We start from the raw sequence: 17,307 nt of genomic DNA on the forward strand, positions 1-17,307 counted from the left end.
CAGCGCGGGTCGAGCAGTCGTACCTGCGGCCGTGGTTCCGGCTACCCCGCGATAAACGCCTTCGGGGGTAGCCGGAACCAGTGTGGCGGTGAGTTACGTGCGGGGAATGAAGGGCAGCAGGACGTATGGGCGCTGGTCGGCTGTTCCGGTGAGGGTTGTCTGACCGGCGAAGGCCGGGTTGTCGCGGTCGCCCGGCAGTTCGTGCCAGTACGCGCCGCTGCCGAGGAGTTCGCGGCCGTAGGCGGACTCTTGTTTGCCGGGTAGGCCGTGGGTGTAGTCCTGGCCGCGCACCGATAGTCCGATCTGGTAGCCGGCCGGGGCGACGATCGAGAAGGGCCAGATTTCGACGTCGGCTTCGTACGCGGTTCCTGGATTCACTTGGGCCGCTTCGGTATGCGCGTGCCACGGGCGGTACGGCAGGGAACGGTCGGCATCGAGGGTGCGCTGTGACAGGCGCAGCCATCCCTGGGCGAGGGGTCCGTGCGGTTCGAAGGCCGTGGGGAACAGGACCTCGGTGCCGGTGGGATCGAAGAGATGCAGGGTGACGAACAGGTCCGCGTCGGTGGTCGTCGACGAGACGAACAACTTCAGCGCGGCCGGTCCGGTGAGTTCCAGTTCTTCTTCGAGGACCGGCAGTTTGAACATGACCCCGGCCGAGCGTGCCTCGAACGTCACGCGCTGATCCGTCGAGGGGACGTCGGGGGTGATCGACCCGGAATCGATATCGAGGTAGCAGCGCGTCCATTCGGTCCGGGCCAGCGGCCACTCGTTCTCCGCGCGGACGAAGAAGTCGTCCGGGGTGCGCACCTTGAGCTGGACCGGGGGCTTGGCGTCCCAGCCGTTGTCCTCCCCCTTGAGGAAATGGTCGAAGAACTGCCGTTGCAGGTCGAGTCCGTAATTCGTGTAGAACTCGGTCCAGTGCTCCAACCCGTGCACTTCCAGCCACTTCTGTTCGGAACCGACTCGGGTGAAGGCCTCGAAGTTTCCGCGTGAATGCAGCCCCATCCCGCCCCAGTTCGACGCGGACAGGACCGGAACGGTGATCTTCTCCAGCACCGCGGAACGATCCTGGTAGTAACTGTTGACCGTCGGGTTCTCCCGAATCACGTCACCGATGGCGATCGCGTTCTCCGCGAGTTCTTCGTCCGTTCGGATCGGCAGCCCGGAGACGCGGCGACCGGTGTGCGGGTTGATTTCGGCGTCGGCGCGGCCGTGCTGGACGCTCTTGACCTGGTACGGCATCCAGCTGGGCAGGAATTCGGAGGGGATGCCGCCGTGGTGGGTGTACTCGCGGTAGTAGTCGGAGGCGCCTTCCCACGGGCAGATCGCGGCCAGATGCGGCGGCGCGAGTTCGGCCACCTGCCACTGATTGCTGGCCAGGTACGAGATGCCGAGCAGGCCGATCTTGCCGGTGCTCCACGGCTGCGCGGCCGCCCACTCGATGCATTCGTAGAGGTCCTGCGTTTCCTGCGGCGAGAAGAAGTCGATAGCGCCTTCGCTGCCGCCGGCGCCGCGGGTGTCGATGCGAACGCAGACATAGCCCGCGGGCACCCAGCGTTCGGGGTCCGGATATTCCCATACCTGGTAGGCGTTGGTGGAATGCTCGGCGACCTCCGGATGCTCGTCGAGCAGGCTCTTCAGCTGACTGGCATAGCCCACCGCGAACGGCAGTCCCTTGCCGTAGGGGCTGGCGGCGAGCAGCACAGGGTGTGGCTGGTCGTCGTCTGGGCGGAAGATGTCCGCGGCCAGGGTGAGGCCGTCGCCCATCGTGATCCGCACGTCCCAATCGACGCGCATGCCGTCGCGCAGCTCACTTTTCGGTGCGTATTGTTCGGTCATGACAAACCTTTCTGTGAAAACACAATGGGTGTCCGGCCCATCGCCGCCATGGCGGCCAAGCCGATGACGGGAATTACCGTCAGTTGGATTATCCCGGCGGTCTGCCAGCCGAAACTGTCCCGCATATGGGCGAAGAAATATCCGGACGCGGCGGCGGGAATATACATCGCCGCGACGAAAAGTCCGCTCACCCGTCCGAGGTATCTGACGTCCACCGAGCGTTGCATCAGCGCGCTGGTATTCGTGTAGACGATGCCGGTGAAGGAAATGCCGAGGAGCAAGGAGAGCACCATTTGCACCGGGAGCGGAGTGGCGAAGCCGAAGATGGCGACGCCCAAGATCATGATGCCGAGAAAACCGCCCACATTGAGCAGGCGCTGATCGACACGGTCCGCGACCGCGCCGCCGACGAGCGCGCCCAGTGCGCCGATGCCGAACATGCTGGCCGCCCAGCCCGCCTGCGCAGCCGTGAACCCGTGCGCCTCACGCAGATACGTCGGGTACAGGCCGAGGTATCCGTAGATGGTGAAACCACCGGCCGCAGCGCCGATTCCGGCACACACCACGCGACGATTCAGAAAGCGCACGGCGTCACCGGCGATCGTCGGCGCGACACTCGGTTGCTGCTTGCGTCCGACCTCGGTAACCGACTCGGGTACCAGCAGCAGAACCAGAATGATGATGACCACGCCGATTCCGCCGAAGACGATCAAGGGTGTCCGCCAGTCGCCGGTCGCGGACAACAGGGCGCCGCCGAGCAGCGGCCCGGTGAACGCGCCCAGGCCGAATGCCGCGTTGATCGAACCGATCGCGAACCCGCGGTGCCGGCTGAAATAGGCGCCGACCGCGGCGAAGAGCGCGGCATTCTGCATTCCTTCGCCGACTCCGGAAAGCACGCGCCACAGGGTCATGTCGGCGATACCGACGGCCACCGCTTGCAGAGCGCAGCTGACCGAGAAGATGACCAGACTGCCGAGGATGATGCGTTTGCGGCCGAATCGGTCCGCGAGATATCCGGCCGGAATGCCGGCCAGCCCCATGCCGAGGGTGAAGATGGTCGCGATGACGCCGGCCTGCCCGCCGGTGAGACCGTAGGTCGCCTTGATGTCCGGCAGCAGGATCGCGAAGACCTGCCGGTCCATCGCGTTGATGAAGTAGGAGAGATCCAGGATGAGCAGGAGAAAGAGCACTCGGCCGCTCAGTGTGGCCGGAATCGGTTGGCCGGTCGGCGCCCGCGTGGCCGAGGCCTCGGCATGGTCGAAGGGGGACATAGGAAACTCCTGAAGCAAAATGATCATGGGTAGTGCTGGTGCGTTTTCTGCGCGGCCGACCGGTCGTCGGATTCAGAAAAGCGTCAATAATTTGATGCCGAATTCCACTTCCCGCAATCTTTGTGCTCGGAGTTTTCTGGCTGCCATCGCTTCGCTCAGGGAAATCTGCACGAAACGAATGGCGTCGGGCGCCTTCATCTGCGCGATGAGGTCTAGATCGCCGTTGATGACGGTGCCGATGGTCGCGTAACCTCCCCCGGTCACCGCGTCACGGAGCAGGCAGATCGGTTCTTCGCCATTGGGCACTTGGATCGATCCCATGGGATATCCGAGATCCACCACATTGCTCGGATTGTCGCCCGCGCCGAACGGGGGTTCGCGCGCGACGAAACTCAGCGCCGGACCGGTCAATCGGTAGCCGGTGCGGTCCGATACCGGCGACACGGTGTACGTCGACGAAAAGAATCGGTCGACGCTGTCCTGATCGAACCGGTAGTGGCACAGGCCGGCCACCACGCGAATCCGATAAGCGTCGGCGAGCCGCGGACGCAGGCGTTTCTCGACGGTGCTGCCCGGGCCCGGGCACTCGCGCGACTCCGCAGGACCGATCGGGAGCTCGTCGCCGACCCTGACCGGCGAACCGCGCAGGCCGCCGATCGCCGAGCTGACATAGGTCGATCGGCTACCGAGGAAGGGCGGTGTGTCGATGCCGCCGCGGATCGCGATATACGCACGACACCCGGTGCTCAGGGTCCCCACGGTCAGCGTCCGGCCGGCGGCAATGTGCACGGTCGTCCAGCTGTCGTGGCGCACGTCATCGATCCAGATCGGCACCTCACCGCCGGTCACGGCGACATAGGCCGGCGAATCGAAGCGCAGTTTCGGACCGACCATCGTCACTTCCAGCGTTGCCGCCGAATGAGGATTGCCGACCAGCAGATTGGCGCAGCGATGGGAGAACTGATCGAGCGCGCCGGACGGCGGCAGGCCCATGGCGTAATGGCCGTTCCGGCCCAAATCTTGTACCAGCGTATGGGCGCCGGCGTATTCGACGGTCACCATCGGAGTTCTCCCGTCAGCTCCGCGGCGTACCCGAGCGGATCGTCGAGGAACCGAGACAGCACGAAGGTGACCGGGTGCCGGTTGTATCGGTACGTTCCCTTTTTCGACGAGGCCCGCATATCGCGGTACTCGTCGCCATCGATCGAGCGGAACAGAATCAAGCTCGAGACCGTCGTGAGCACCTTCGAATCCTCGAATCCAGGAATGGTCTGGTCGAGATCGACGACGGGCACCGGCGACCGGCCCAGCAGCTGATACCCGCCGACCCCGCTGGTCGGATAGACAACGGTGAACGCGCCGCCGTGCGCCACCGCCCGCGCGGGGGTCTCCGTCCGTGGGCGCAGATACTTCGGTGCCTGGATCTGCCGGTTCCGCGGCACCAGCTGCATGCTCTCGGTGTTTCCCGGTTTGAAGCACGGGAACGTGACGATGAACGGCGCGGACGAATGCGCGGCGACGAGTTCGTCGACGGACGACAAGTTGTTCACCCGCGCGGTGTACTGGATATCGGTCTCGGTCGATGATTGATGCCGGTCGCGAAACTTCATGCACGTCTCGGCCGACCAGGGGTCGTCGTACCAGACGGGTATCTCGACGATGTCGGTGTCGAGGGTTACGGCATAGGAGTCGGCGAACTGTTGGTGCAATCCGTCGAGAATGCGGATCAGGTGCCGCGGGTCGAGGACGTCCGGGTCGAGCCGAATCATGTAGCTAGCGTTCGCCGGTGCGATGTCGAGGATCCCGGCCAGCGCGATCCGGGTGAGCCCGGCGGTGATCGCCTGAATGCGCAATGCTTCCGCGAGATCCATCGCCTCGCCGAATTCGACGAAGACGAACTCGTCGCCGCCGAAACTCACCCGCGACTCGTCACACAGGAACTGGTAGGGCGTCGGCGTCATTGCTCGTGCGCCTGCCGGAAAGGCGAGCGAACACCAACGCCTGCCTCGGCCAACCGGGTGCGGACCGTTGCGGCGATGTCGACCGCGTTCGGCCGATCGCCGTGCACGCAGATCGACTCGACGGGCATGGCGATCGTCGTCCCGGCCGTGGTTCGCACGGAACCGAAAGCCAGCTCGACCGCGCGCGCGGCCACCGTTTCGGGATCCTTCCACTGCGGCCGCGGCTCGACGATGTTGATGCCGTCCGGGTCGAAGTCCAGGTCCGCGGCGTTCTCCGGGATGGCGGGCAGCCCCTCGTTGCGGACCGCGGCGAAGGCGGCGGTCGGGGCGAACATCAGCGGAATCCCGGGCCGGATGCCCTGCAACTGCGCCGCGATGGCGACGGCGAGTTCGGGCGAGCGGCAGATCCGGCCCATCAGCGCACCGTGCGGCTTGACGTGGGTGAGCTCGACGCCCTCGGTGGCGGCTATGCCGTGCAGCGCACCGACCTGGTACGCGATGTAGTCGACGACGTCGGAGTCGGTAGCCGGAAGCGCGCGGCGGCCGAACCCGAGCAGGTCCGGATAGCCAGGGTGGGCGCCGACGGCGATACCGGCATCGCGCGCCAGCGCGACGGCGGTCCGCATGGTGGCGGGGTCGCCGGCGTGATACCCGCAGGCGATGTTGGTGGTCGTGACGAACTCGAACAATCTGGCGTCGTCCCCCAGCGACCATCGTCCGAAACTTTCACCGGCGTCGGCGTTGATGTCGATTACTCGCGCACTCATCTGCTTACCTTCTGACTGGACCTGAACCCCGCGGCGCGGATTTCATTGCGGCCGGAGCCGCTCGAATGACCTGGACAATGTGTCGAGCAAGCGATCCGCGTCCGCCCGCTGGAAGACGAGCGGTGGCCTGATCTTCAGCACGTTGGCGTCCGGCCCCGAGGCGGAGATCAGGACGAAATTGCGGCGCATGTCGTCGACGATCGCCTTCGCCAGCACACCGTCGGGTAGCCCGGAATCGGGATCTACCAGGTCGATTCCGAGGAACATCCCCGCTCCGCGCACCTCGAACACCTCGGGCCGGGCGGCGGTGATCCGGCGCAACTCGTCGAACAGGTAGGTGCCGACGAGGTGCGCGTTGTCGATCAGGTGCTCGTCTCGAACAACGTCGAAAACGGCGCGGGCCGCGGCGATCGGCACCGTGCTGCCGCCGAAGGTATTGAAATAGCGGACGTTCTCGCCGAAGGCTCTGCCGATCTCGTTCTTCAGCACCGCGGCCGCGACCGGAATGCCGTTTCCCATCGGCTTTCCCATGGTCACGAGGTCGGGGACGACCTGATGCCGCTGGAACCCCCACCAGGCGTCGCCGGTGCGGCCGAAACCGGATTGCACCTCGTCCGCGATGTAGACCCCGCCGGCCCGGTGGACCTCCTCGGCGAGAGCGCCGAGCACGGTCGTCGGGTGGGCGAACACCCCGTCGGAGGAGAAGATGCTGTCGGCGATGAACGCAGAGAGTCCGTACCCGTGCCGGTTCAAGTCGGCGATCGCGGCGCGGATCTGTCTCCGCATGAACTCGGTGAAGTCGCCCGGACCACCATGACGGGAACTGTCCGGCGCGGCGATGACGCGCACCTGCGGTCCGAGGGGTGAGGTCTTCCCCAAGGACGGGGAGCAGGCGGCGACCGCCTCGGTGACCCCGTGATACGCGTTCGCGGTCACGATGATTCCGGCGTTGCCGGTGTGCGCGTGGGCAATTCGAATCGCGAGGTCGTTCGCTTCCGAGCCGGTGCAGGTGTAGGTCACCCGGTTCAGCTCGGCGGGGAACGTCGACAGCAGGTCTTCGGAGTAGTCGAGGATCTGGTCCTGGAGGTACCGCGTGTTCGTGTTGAGGATGCCGAGTTGCCGCGCGACGGCGTCGGTCACGGTGGGATGACAGTGTCCGATCGACGCGACGTTGTTGTAGGCATCGAGGTACTGGTTGCCTTCGTCGTCGTACAGATGGACACCCTGGCCGCGGACGACGTCCACCGGGTCGGTGTAGAACAGCTGATACCCGGGTCCCAGCAAGCCTTTTCGGCGTTCGATCCGCGCGCGGTTGTGCGGTGGCTGGCGTTGGAGGTCGTCGTCGGAGAAGCCGTTCACCATCTCCGGTTTCCGGGTCACGGCGGCCGGCCGTTCCGTGGCGATCGAATGGATGCGATCGACCACCGGCGACCATTCGGTTCCGATGGCGCGCAAGGCAATCCAGTCGTGTGCGGCATGGGACAGGACGTAGTCGGCGCGGGCCGGGTCGCGCTGTGCGCGCCATTGCGCGATCAGTGCGCGTTGCAAGCTGCGGGCCGCCGCCGCGATCGGCAGCATCGCGAGTTCGTCGCCGTCGACGGCGCGCGCGGTGAGATACCCGGTCAGCAGGTCGAGTCCGCGGCGCCAGGGGTCGTCGGCGCCGCCATCGAGCTGATTCGACACCGCGATGGCGATATCGAAGATCTCGGCGGTGCGACCGGTATCGCCGAAATCGATGATCCCGCAGACGTATTCCGGCCGACGGCGGTCGACGAGCACGTTGTGCGCGCTGAAGTCTCCGTGCACCACCTGGTGCCGCAGCTGCGGGATCCGATCCTGCACGCGTTCGGCGTAGGCGTCGAAGACCCGCGTGCCCAACCGGCGGTTGTCGGCATCGGCGACCTCGTCGAGCAGCGAACGGAGAGCGGGGAAATACCGTAGATCCCACACCAATGCCCGGTCCTGTCGCGGATGGGTGAATCCGGCCAGTGCCGTGGAGATGGCCGCCTGCGCACGGCCGACCGCGGCGAGTTGTGCTGTGGTGGGCTGGTTTTCGCTCAGTGCGGATCCGGGTAGGAACTTCATCACCCGCAGTACGCGTGCGGCGGAGGCGTCCTCGCTCGCCAGTTCGTACTCATATCCTCCGTCGACTCCGGGCCGGACCGTGGGGATCGGTAAGGCCGGAGCCGCCTCGGCGAGATGGAGCAGCACAGCGGTCTGCAAGTTCACCACATCCGGCTCTTCCTGCGCCCCACTGACTTTGACCAGGAGACGCTCCCGGTTTCCGTCGAGGACGAAGGTGTCGTCCTTCTCGGTCGGAATCCGGGTGAGCGTGCCGGTGAGCCCGAAGTACTCGCGCAGCGCCGCGCGAACGGATTGCTCAGGCAGTGCCCGCGTGCCTGCGCTGAGCCCGCTGGCCGCCATGAGGGCGTCGAACGGGGACCGCGCCGATGTCTCGTCGGATGACGTCGGAGCGGGAATCCGGTTGGTGCTCACCATGTTTCACTCCTCGGAGAAGACTGGATCGGTTCCGCTGAACGGCCACGGCGGCTAGGACGCGACCCAGCCGCCGTCGATCAGCAGGCTCGAGCCATGGATGTACGCGGCCGCCGGCGAGGCCAGGAAGGCGACCGCGGGCGCGATATCGCCGACCTCGCCGACGCGACCGGCCGGCGTCGAGTCGAGCATGCTTTTCTCGTATTCCGCGTCGGCGAGGAGATGGGCGTTGATGCTGGTCCGCACGTTGCCCGGCGCGACCGCATTCACCCGGACTCCCCTGGGCGCGAACTCCGCGGAAAGCGACTTCACCAGGAGTTCGACCGCGCCCTTGGTGGCGCAGTAGGCGGTCGAGTTGGGGAATCCGACGTAGCCGCAGATCGACGAGACGAAGATGACCGCGCTGCCGTCGTGCAGGTGTTCCGCGACGGCTCGGGTGAGGCGGAACGGGGCCCGCACATTGACCGCCAATTGAAGATCGAGTTCGGCGTCCGGCGTCTCGACGAAGGGCGTCGGCAGGAAGACGCCGGCGGCATGGACCAGGATGTCGATCGATCCGAAGCGCGCGAGGGCCTTGGCGACGATCTGCTCGGGAGCCTCGTCCGCGGTGAGTTCGATGCTCAGCCGGTCGGTTTCCGCGCCCGCGTCCGCGAGTTCGGCGCCGACGGCATCCAGGCGCTGTTCGTCCCGGCCGACCAGGAGCACCGAGGCGCCCCACCGGCTGAGTTCGCGCGCGATTTCCGCGCCGATGCCCGAACTGGCGCCGGTGACCACCGCGACCTTGCCCGCGAGTGAGGTGTTTGTCGGGGTCATTCTGAATCCTCTTCTGTGCGCCGGTAGTTGCGAAAACATATGCAGGAGTTGATGATCCGATCTAAATCGGGGCAGGCACGGACCGCGAAGGAGGGTTGCCGCGGACTTGCCCTGCATCCTTAATGTAATGATTCCTGCATTAACAGAAGTATGGCCCGCGACACTCACTAATGCAAGAGTTCTTGCAAAACTCGCTGCGACGGATGAACACTGTGGTGCGGCCAGGCGGACAAATCGGCCGCACCGGGCTTCGCGACCTCACGTCCGAAGCCCCCGGTCAGCACCCCTCAGAGGAAGGTCGGTCCCCATGACGGCAACAGAGAACACCAGCGCGTTTCCCCACAGTGCCGATGCCGCGCCGACGGTGTATCCGCCGAGCCCCGAGTTCGCCGCGGCCGCCAACGCCGGTCCCGAGCTTCAGGTCGCCGCGGACGCGGACCGTCTCGCGTTCTGGGCGAAGCAAGCCGAACGCCTGCACTGGCACGCACCCTTCACCGACGTGCTCGACTGGTCCGACGCTCCGGTCGCGAACTGGTTTGCGCACGGACAACTCAACGTCGCCTACAACTGCGTCGACCGCCACGTCCTGGCCGGCCACGGCGACCGTGTCGCCATCCACTTCGAAGGCGAACCGGGCGACACCCGCGACCTCACCTACCGCGACCTGCTCACCGCAATCAGCAAGGCCGCCAACACCTTTGCCGACCTCGGACTCGTCGCCGGCGACCGGGTCGCGATCTACCTGCCGATGATCCCGGAGGCGATCGTCACGATGCTGGCCTGTGCCCGGCTCGGCCTGACCCACTCGGTGGTGTTCGCCGGGTTCTCCGCCGACGCGCTGCGCTCGCGCATCGAGGATGCCGAGGCCGAGCTGGTCGTCACCGCCGACGGGCAGTGGCGTCGCGGCCAGGCCGCTCCCCTCAAAGCGGCCGTGGACGAGGCGCTCGCCGGAGCCACCTCAGTGCGGCACGTCCTCATCGTCCAGCGAACCGGCATCGACGTCGATGTCGTCGACGGCCGCGACCTGTGGTGGCACGAGACCGTCGAGCGGGCGTCGGCCACCCACGAGCCGCAACCGTTCGACGCCGAGCATCCGCTGTTCATCCTCTACACCTCCGGCACCACCGGAAAGCCCAAGGGCATCTTGCACACCTCCGCCGGGTACCTCACCCAGGCGTCGTACACCCACCACAACGTCTTCGATCACAAAGCGGGACAAGACGTTTACTGGTGCACGGCCGACATCGGCTGGATCACCGGGCACAGCTACATCGTCTACGGACCGCTCAGCAACGGCGCCACCCAGGTGCTCTATGAGGGCACGCCCAACTCCCCCGACGAGCACCGCCATTTCCAGATCATCGAAAAGTACGGCGTCAGCATCTATTACACCGCCCCCACGCTGGTCCGCACCTTCATGAAGTGGGGCAGGCAGATTCCCGACGGACACGACCTGTCCTCGATTCGACTCCTCGGCTCGGTCGGCGAACCGATCAATCCCGAGGCCTGGCAGTGGTTTCGCGAGGTGATCGGCGGAAATACGGCGCCGATCGTCGACACCTGGTGGCAGACCGAGACCGGGGCGATCATGATCTCCCCGCTCCCCGGAATCACCTCGACCAAGCCGGGTTCGGCAATGGCCCCGCTGCCCGGTATCTCCGCGAAGATCGTCGACGACGACGCGAACCAGCGCGACGCCGGCGCCGTCGGCTACCTCGTGCTCGACCAGCCCTGGCCGGCCATGCTGCGCGGCATCTGGGGCGACATGGACCGGTACCGCGAAACCTACTGGTCCCGCTACGCCGAGCAGGGCTGGTACTTCGCCGGCGACGGAGCCAGGTACGACGAGGACGGGGCGGTGTGGGTGCTCGGCCGGGTCGACGACGTCATGAATGTCTCCGGGCACCGCATCTCCACCGCCGAGGTCGAATCGGCGCTCGCCGGGCATCCCGATGTCGCCGAGGCCGCGGTGGTCGGCGCCGCGGACGCGACCACCGGGCAGCGCATCGTCGCGTTCGTCATCCTGCGGCAGGGCGTCGAGGACACCGGCGACACCCTGCTCGCCGACCTCGCGGACGCGGTGTCCCGGCAGATCAGCCCGATCGCCAAGCCGCGCCGGATCACGATCGTGCCCGAACTACCCAAGACGCGCTCGGGCAAAATCATGCGCCGCCTGCTCCGCGACATTGCCGAAGGCCGCGACCTCGGCGATATGTCGACGCTGGTCGACCCGCACGTTTTCGAGGCGATCCGCAAGCGCAGTTCCCCACGGCGACAAGGGTATTCGGTCAGCTGCCCGCGGTGAACGCACGGTCGACGAGGGCCTCGAGTTCGACGTCGGCGGCCGCGTACCCGAAGATCGCGCGGAGGTAGATCGGCGCGAGGACGATGTCGAAGATCCGCTCCACCGTGGGCGGATTTCCGCCCTTCTCGGCGCGGTGATGGTCGATCGCCTGCTGGATCTGCGCCATCCGCCTACCGAGGTAGGCGGCCGCATCAACCGTGGAATCGCCCTCGCCCTCGATGAACAGCGGCGATCGAGCCATGGCCAAGGCGCGATAGAAGGCGAAACCCTCCCGCGTCTGCACCTGTTTCGCCACCGCGTTCGCCCAGTCCAGCAGATCGCGCCGCAGATCGCCCGAGTCGGGAAACGGCGACTCCTCGATGAGCTGAGTGACCGCGACGTCCAGCACGAGCGACTCGATCGTGCCCCAGCGACGATAGAGGGTGACTTCATGCACGCCGGACCGCTCGGAGACCTCTCGGACCGACAGGGCGTCGCGGCCCTCACTGAACAGCGACCGCACGGCCTCGTGCACCTTCTGGCGGGTCTTCGCGGTGCGCCCCCCTGGACGAGCCTGACCGGCCGGTATCTGGGTCATATTCGAAGATTAGACCAGATTTGCAAGTTTAGCTGCATTAAGCTCGGGGGCAGCTGCCTACATCAGGACAGTTTTGCTGTGGGGGCGAAGGCGGGCAGTTTGTCGAGGCTGCTCTGCACGGCTTCGGTGCCGTAGTCGAACATCTGTCGTTCGTAGTCGTCGACCGCGGTGTGCAGGTCTTGGCGGCCTTGGTCGGTTTCGATCAGGCATCGGCGTAGCAGGTCGGCGTCGCGCAGCGCGGTGTTGGCGCCGTTGCCGCCGGTCGGGGAGGTGGCGTGGATCGCGTCGCCGAGCAGCGTGACCGGGCCTGGCGTCCAACGCTTTGCGGGTTTGACCACGCGGATGGACAGCAACGTGCTGTTGTCCGGGTCGGCTTGCTCGATCAGCGCGCGTAGTAGCGGGTGCCAGCCTTGCATCCTGGACAGCACGGCGTCCTGCGCGCTCAGATCCTCGAGCGAGCCGTGCGGCGGCAGGATCATGGCCCAGCGCACGTAGTCGCCGATATCGGGCAGGTCGACTTCGGGGGCCAGTTGTTCGGCGGCCTGCTTGGGCGGGGTACGGAACCGCATCGCGCCCAGTAGCAGGCTGACGCCGTCGCCGGCGATCTTGGAGCCGTAGGCCTTGGACAGGTCGGCGAACTCGTCGGTCAGCGGCGTGCGGCCGATGACGAACCGGACACCGGTGTCGGTCGGAACGGTCTGCGGCGACAGCACGCCGCGGACCGCAGACGTCACGCCGTCCGCGCCGACGAGCAGATCCGCGGTGGCCGGGTCGCGGCGGGCGAACCGGGCTTCGACGGTGCCGTCGGTCTGGATGTCGTAGCCGGTGAGCGCGGCGTCGGTGTGCACGGTGAGCCCGGTCAGCAGCAGGTGTCGTAGTACCTGGCGGTCGACGACGATGCCGGTCCGGCCCGCGCCGAGCTTGCCGATCTCGTTGAGCTGCGGATCCAGGATCAACTGCTCAGCGGAGGCGTCCATGACGATCTCGTCCAGCAGTGGGTGCCAGCGCTCGGGCAGGCAGTTGCGCACCGCCTGGAAACCGGTCGGGTTCAACACCAGCCGGTAACCCTGAAATCGGGCGACGATCCCCGGGTCGCGCTCGAATACCTCGGCCGCGATCCCGGCGCCACGCAGACCCTGCGCGAGAGCCAGACCTCCCAGACCGGCTCCGACAACGGAAACTCGCATCACACACCTCCACACCATCGAAACGAACTAAGTTCTTCGTAGTGATCTTAGTTCTACTGAACGAACTTAGTTCGTGTCAAGCGCTTGTGGCCGAGGAACCAGTTCTTCGACCACCACCCGGTTTCGTTCGTTCTGCCCGTGCCAGAGCTGGATCGTCACCCGGCCGTCCGGCCCGACACCGCCTTTGGATCCGCCACTGCATTCCGCCGAGACCAGGCCCAGCGCCATCGCGGCCCCGCCGCGAAGTGCAGTGCGACGAGTCAGCGTGGTCACCGAATTCACCTGCGGCAGGTTTCGCGGATATATTCGCCGCTATTGGGCGCGGTCACATTCTTGTCGCGCCGCACAATACTCAGCCGTTCCTTGAAACCCGCACACGCATCCCGCAGACCCTTGGCGGAATATTCGATGACGACCCGTCATACGGGGGCAGCGGGCCGGAATCAGCGCGAGCGGGCGCCGAGCGATGGTCAGGATCGAGGAGCCGGACCGCGGGAGCGTGACGATCACCGTGGCCGGCAACCGATCGGTTGGCGGACCTCATCGAGGTATCCCTGAACTCCGCTCGGCGGTGTCCGCCGGGCACTATCGACAGACCGCTACTTCCAGTGCTTACCGTGGTCCGGGCAGACCAGACCGTCACTGCACTGGCCGCAATTCAGGCGATTGCCGAAATCGGATCCACCGCCCATTCCTTTGCACGCCTGGCAATTGACCAGCGGGCGATGACATTTACACTCGAGACGGGCCACGACAATTCTCCTTCGGTTATTCGACTTGCCGGAAATGGTATCGGGTCCGCCCTGGCCTGTCCGTCCCCTCAACGACCGACAACCGCGGCCGATCTGTCTACCGAACAACCGATAGCGGAGCCTTATCCGGGCTGTCACAGTGATGAGCAATCGCCGCCGTGCGATGTTCTTCCTACTGAAGCGATCGTTCGCCGCAGTGGGTGCTTTCTGCAACCGATTTGGAGTAAGCCAGTGACCGTGCAGGTCGATTATTACGATCTTCTCGGCGTCGCGCGTGATGCCACCGAGGACACCATCCGTGACGCCCACAAACGCCAGACGCGCATTTGGACCAAACGGACCGCGAGCGCAGATCAGAGCACCCGCCAGGAAGCCGAGACGAAGACCAGTCTGCTGCGTCAGACGTTCGACATCCTGCTCGAGCCCTCGAAGCGACAAGCCTACGACCGCGACCTCGACGCCGGAGGTGTCGCGGCGCCGGCGGCGGTCCAGGCCGGCGGCGACTGGCTCGCCCAGGCCCGCGCGGCACTCGGCCGCGGCGACTATCGCAATGCCTCCTACGCCGCCAGGGAAGCGACCCACACCGCCGGGAACTCGCCCGAGGCATGGATCATCCGCGCCCGCGCCAACGCCGGTCTCGGACAGTTGCAGGACGCGATCTACGAGGCGAAGCAGGCGACGACGATCGCGCCGAACAACCCCGATTTCCTCTTCCAGACCGCGCTCATCCAGGAGCAGATGGAGCTGTGGCCCGACGCGTTGACCAGCTATCAAGCGGCCGCGCGGCTGGCGCCGAACGAGTACATCTATCAGATCGCGATCGGCGGGGTCTACCTGCAGCACGGCCTGGTCGACAAGGCGCTCGAAGTGCTCGAGCCGGTCTACGCCCGCCATCGCGACGTGCCGCTGGTCGCGTTCTACCTCGCCAGCGCACTGCTCGACCAGGCCGAGCAGACCCCGCGCGTGCAGAGTAACGACTCCTACGTAGCGACGTCCGAAGCCGAGATCGCCACTATGCGTCAACTCGTCGACCGTGCGAACAGTCTGCCCAGCGATGATTTCGACATCGCCAATCGCGTGCGCGACATCGTGAAATACCTCGACCGCATGGAGGAGATGACCTGGCAGGTTCCCGGCCTGTTCGGTTTCTCGAGCCTGCGCGCGGTCGGAATTCCCGTGGCCGCCGTGGTCCTGGCATTCATTCTGTTCAGCTCGGGAGCGCCCGGTGTGGGCTTTCTGCTGCTACTTGCGGCCTGCGGCATCGGCTTCCTCGTCTACAAGAAATGCTGGGTGCCCCGCTGGAAAGCGGCAAGTCAGTTGGCGCGATGAGCGCACGCGTCATAGGCATCGATCTCGGCACCACCTATTCGGCCGTCGCCGCGATAAACCAGTCGGGCATCCCCGAGATAATTCCGAATCGCGATGGCGGAAGCCTCACGCCGTCGGTGGTCTTGTTCGACGGTTCCGACATCGTCGTCGGAAACAGCGCGAAGCGACAGTTGAGCGCTTTCCCACTTGACGTCGTCCAGTTCATCAAACGGCATATGGGAAATCCCGACTATCGATTCTTCCCCGAGTCGACCGACGGCGAATATCGGCCGGAGGAGATCTCGGCCTTGATTCTCAAATCCCTGGTCTCCAACGCGGGGCGCGAACTCACCGAATACGTCGCCGACGCGGTCATCACCGTGCCCGCCTATTTCAACGAAGCGCAACGCACCGCGACGCGGCAGGCGGGCGAGATCGCCGGGATCAATGTCATCGGCATCGTGAACGAGCCGACGGCCGCGGCGGTGAGCTTCGGGCTCGGTCGCGACTACACCGGCACGCTCCTCGTCGTCGATCTGGGTGGCGGCACCCTCGACGTCACTGTAATGCGTTGCGGCAAAGACACTTTCGATGTACTCGCGGTCGGCGGCGACCCGCAGCTCGGCGGCTACGATTTCGACAACGCGATCATCACCTGGGCGCTGGCGGAATTCGAGCGCGCGGGCGGTGCGCGGTTCGAGGAGGATTCCACCGCCGGAGCACAACTGCGCGAACGCGCCGAGGACGCCAAACGGCGACTGTCGACCGCGGAGTCGGCCACGATTTTCATCACCCACCAGGACCATTCCGCCAAGCTCCGGCTGACCCGGACCGAATTCGTCGAACTGTCACGACATCTGCTCACCCGGTGCGAGTACCTCATCGAGGAGGCGGTGGAGCTGGCCGGGCTCACCTACCGCGACCTCGACAAGGTGCTGCTGGTCGGCGGGTCGACCCGGATGCCGATGGTGCGCGACCTCGTCGAACGCGTGACGGGCAAGCTCGCCGACCACTCGATCCACCCCGACGAGGCGGTCGCGCTCGGCGCCGCGATCATCGGCGAACTCCGGCACGCGGAGGCAGCGGGCCGGGCGCCGTCGTTGGCCGGCCGACGGAATGTGGCGATTCGCGATGTGGTGTCGCACGGGCTGGGGGTGGTGGCCGACAACGAACACGGCGTGGCGTCCAACGCGATGGTCGTGCGGCCGAACCTGGCCGTACCGTGCCAGGTCACCGCTGATTGGTTCGCGACCGTCATCGATCGCCAGAAGTCGCTGCTACTCCAGGTCACCGAGGGTGACGAGGACGGCGTCGACCCCAAGTACGTGCGCATCCTCGGCACCGCCCAACTCACCCTCGCCCAGCGCCCGGCCGGTTCCCCCATCCGCGTCGTCTTCTCCTGCGACCTCGACGGCACCCTGCACATCGAGGTGGTCGACCTGGTCGACGGAACCAACCTGGGCGAAATGGAGATCGACCGTGACGCCAACCTCACGGCGACCGACGTCGAAGCCAGCCGTTCCGAACTGATCTGGGCGAAGGTCACATGACCGACAACACCGTCGCCGACCAACTCGTCAGCATCCGAACGGAATTGGCCGGCCTGTCCGACCTGTTCAAACGCCGCCTCCTCGATGACCGCGGCTACCGCCAACTCGTCGAATCCCTCCAACTCCGCGCCGCCGCCGCCGAGGCGGGCCTCGGCGCGGAGTACCTCCTACCGGTCGTACTCCAACTCGCCCGCCTGATCGACCGAGCCGAACAGAACTCCCCCGACCCCTTCGTCACCTCGCTGATCGAGGAACTCCACGCCATCCTGGAAACCTGCGGCGTTCGGCCCTTCGGACACCCCGGTGAACCGGTCGATCCCGACACCCACGAAATCCGTTCGATCAGTGGCGAACCCGGCGGGCCACTCCAGGTGGACACCCTGATCCGTCGCGGTTACACGTATTCGGGGAAGGTGGTGCGCCCGGTGCTGGTGGACGCGGTATACCAGTCGGCATCCGCCCAGACCTACTGATCCCCGCC

General features: G+C 66.0%; 14 protein-coding genes. 4 read left to right on the forward strand and 10 right to left on the reverse strand.

The features are described 5' to 3' along the window. Window positions 1-93: 93 nt before the first annotated feature. The 7 genes from AB0M22_RS22545 to AB0M22_RS22575 all read right to left on the reverse strand — a co-directional run bounded on the left by AB0M22_RS22545 (window position 94) and on the right by AB0M22_RS22575 (window position 9,147). The gene (locus AB0M22_RS22545; protein WP_364730070.1) at window positions 94-1,839 is read right to left on the reverse strand and encodes a CocE/NonD family hydrolase; all 1,746 of its coding nucleotides are present in this window, start codon (window positions 1,837-1,839) and stop codon (window positions 94-96) included. Next, window positions 1,836-3,110, reverse strand: a complete 1,275-nt coding sequence (locus tag AB0M22_RS22550; RefSeq protein ID WP_364730072.1) for an MFS transporter — start codon at window positions 3,108-3,110, stop codon at window positions 1,836-1,838. The genes AB0M22_RS22545 and AB0M22_RS22550 overlap by 4 nt, the downstream gene beginning before the upstream one ends. 72 nt (window positions 3,111-3,182) lie before the next feature. Next, window positions 3,183-4,172: a biotin-dependent carboxyltransferase family protein gene (locus AB0M22_RS22555; protein ID WP_364730075.1), complete on the reverse strand. Its 990-nt coding sequence runs from the start codon at window positions 4,170-4,172 to the stop codon at window positions 3,183-3,185. After that, complete coding sequence (locus AB0M22_RS22560) at window positions 4,166-5,071, reverse strand: carboxyltransferase domain-containing protein (protein ID WP_364730078.1); 906 nt, start codon at window positions 5,069-5,071, stop codon at window positions 4,166-4,168. Before AB0M22_RS22560 ends, AB0M22_RS22555 begins: the two co-directional genes overlap by 7 nt. Further along, window positions 5,068-5,838 carry a 5-oxoprolinase subunit PxpA gene (locus tag AB0M22_RS22565; RefSeq protein WP_364730081.1) on the reverse strand — a complete coding sequence of 257 codons (771 nt, stop codon included), beginning with the start codon at window positions 5,836-5,838 and terminating at the stop codon, window positions 5,068-5,070. The genes AB0M22_RS22560 and AB0M22_RS22565 overlap by 4 nt, the downstream gene beginning before the upstream one ends. A gap of 42 nt (window positions 5,839-5,880) precedes the next feature. Continuing rightward, window positions 5,881-8,337: an aminotransferase class III-fold pyridoxal phosphate-dependent enzyme gene (locus AB0M22_RS22570; protein ID WP_364730084.1), complete on the reverse strand. Its 2,457-nt coding sequence runs from the start codon at window positions 8,335-8,337 to the stop codon at window positions 5,881-5,883. A 51-nt stretch (window positions 8,338-8,388) separates the two neighbouring features. Next, window positions 8,389-9,147 (reverse strand): SDR family oxidoreductase, encoded by a 759-nt coding sequence (locus AB0M22_RS22575; RefSeq protein ID WP_364730086.1) that lies wholly within the window; start codon window positions 9,145-9,147, stop codon window positions 8,389-8,391. 307 nt (window positions 9,148-9,454) lie between these two features. Here AB0M22_RS22575 and acs point away from each other — a divergent pair, with 307 nt between their 5' ends. Then, the gene (acs, locus tag AB0M22_RS22580) at window positions 9,455-11,452 is read left to right on the forward strand and encodes an acetate--CoA ligase (protein ID WP_364730089.1); all 1,998 of its coding nucleotides are present in this window, start codon (window positions 9,455-9,457) and stop codon (window positions 11,450-11,452) included. On the opposite strand, the gene AB0M22_RS22585 is transcribed toward acs, so the two are convergent. The 3 genes from AB0M22_RS22585 to AB0M22_RS22595 form a co-directional block, all read right to left on the reverse strand. Then, a complete protein-coding gene (locus AB0M22_RS22585; RefSeq protein WP_364730092.1) occupies window positions 11,436-12,029 on the reverse strand; it encodes a TetR-like C-terminal domain-containing protein in 594 nt (197 codons plus the stop codon). The two genes, acs and AB0M22_RS22585, sit on opposite strands and share 17 nt — an antisense overlap. Window positions 12,030-12,091: 62 nt before the next feature. Continuing rightward, complete coding sequence (locus tag AB0M22_RS22590; RefSeq protein ID WP_364730095.1) at window positions 12,092-13,216, reverse strand: FAD-dependent monooxygenase; 1,125 nt, start codon at window positions 13,214-13,216, stop codon at window positions 12,092-12,094. A 66-nt stretch (window positions 13,217-13,282) separates the two neighbouring features. Continuing rightward, on the reverse strand, window positions 13,283-13,489 hold the full coding sequence (locus AB0M22_RS22595) for a hypothetical protein (protein WP_364730098.1): 207 nt from the start codon (window positions 13,487-13,489) through the stop codon (window positions 13,283-13,285). A 710-nt stretch (window positions 13,490-14,199) separates the two neighbouring features. Between AB0M22_RS22595 and AB0M22_RS22600 the strand changes: the two genes are divergently transcribed. The 3 genes from AB0M22_RS22600 to grpE are packed head-to-tail and all read left to right on the forward strand — an operon-like array spanning window position 14,200 to window position 17,299. After that, window positions 14,200-15,297 carry a tetratricopeptide repeat protein gene (locus tag AB0M22_RS22600; RefSeq protein ID WP_364730101.1) on the forward strand — a complete coding sequence of 366 codons (1,098 nt, stop codon included), beginning with the start codon at window positions 14,200-14,202 and terminating at the stop codon, window positions 15,295-15,297. Continuing rightward, entirely contained in the window at window positions 15,294-16,826 is a 1,533-nt protein-coding gene (locus tag AB0M22_RS22605) for an Hsp70 family protein (protein ID WP_364730104.1), read from the forward strand. Before AB0M22_RS22600 ends, AB0M22_RS22605 begins: the two co-directional genes overlap by 4 nt. Continuing rightward, entirely contained in the window at window positions 16,823-17,299 is a 477-nt protein-coding gene (gene grpE, locus AB0M22_RS22610; protein WP_364730107.1) for a nucleotide exchange factor GrpE, read from the forward strand. Before AB0M22_RS22605 ends, grpE begins: the two co-directional genes overlap by 4 nt. Window positions 17,300-17,307: the final 8 nt, after the last annotated feature.

Origin of the sequence: Nocardia sp. NPDC051756 (assembly GCF_040681495.1) — a bacterium.
GTDB lineage: Bacteria > Actinomycetota > Actinomycetes > Mycobacteriales > Mycobacteriaceae > Nocardia.

Bases quoted from the DNA above. Each gene is read 5' to 3' on its own strand.
- AB0M22_RS22545 (WP_364730070.1), bottom strand. From the start codon at position 1,839: ATGACCGAACAATACGCACCGAAAAGTGAGCTGCGCGACGGCATGCGC.
- AB0M22_RS22550 (WP_364730072.1), bottom strand. From the start codon at position 3,110: ATGTCCCCCTTCGACCATGCCGAGGCCTCGGCCACGCGGGCGCCGACC.
- AB0M22_RS22555 (WP_364730075.1), bottom strand. From the start codon at position 4,172: ATGGTGACCGTCGAATACGCCGGCGCCCATACGCTGGTACAAGATTTG.
- AB0M22_RS22560 (WP_364730078.1), bottom strand. From the start codon at position 5,071: ATGACGCCGACGCCCTACCAGTTCCTGTGTGACGAGTCGCGGGTGAGT.
- AB0M22_RS22565 (WP_364730081.1), bottom strand. From the start codon at position 5,838: ATGAGTGCGCGAGTAATCGACATCAACGCCGACGCCGGTGAAAGTTTC.
- AB0M22_RS22570 (WP_364730084.1), bottom strand. From the start codon at position 8,337: ATGGTGAGCACCAACCGGATTCCCGCTCCGACGTCATCCGACGAGACA.
- AB0M22_RS22575 (WP_364730086.1), bottom strand. From the start codon at position 9,147: ATGACCCCGACAAACACCTCACTCGCGGGCAAGGTCGCGGTGGTCACC.
- acs (WP_364730089.1), top strand. From the start codon at position 9,455: ATGACGGCAACAGAGAACACCAGCGCGTTTCCCCACAGTGCCGATGCC.
- AB0M22_RS22585 (WP_364730092.1), bottom strand. From the start codon at position 12,029: ATGACCCAGATACCGGCCGGTCAGGCTCGTCCAGGGGGGCGCACCGCG.
- AB0M22_RS22590 (WP_364730095.1), bottom strand. From the start codon at position 13,216: ATGCGAGTTTCCGTTGTCGGAGCCGGTCTGGGAGGTCTGGCTCTCGCG.
- AB0M22_RS22605 (WP_364730104.1), top strand. From the start codon at position 15,294: ATGAGCGCACGCGTCATAGGCATCGATCTCGGCACCACCTATTCGGCC.
- grpE (WP_364730107.1), top strand. From the start codon at position 16,823: ATGACCGACAACACCGTCGCCGACCAACTCGTCAGCATCCGAACGGAA.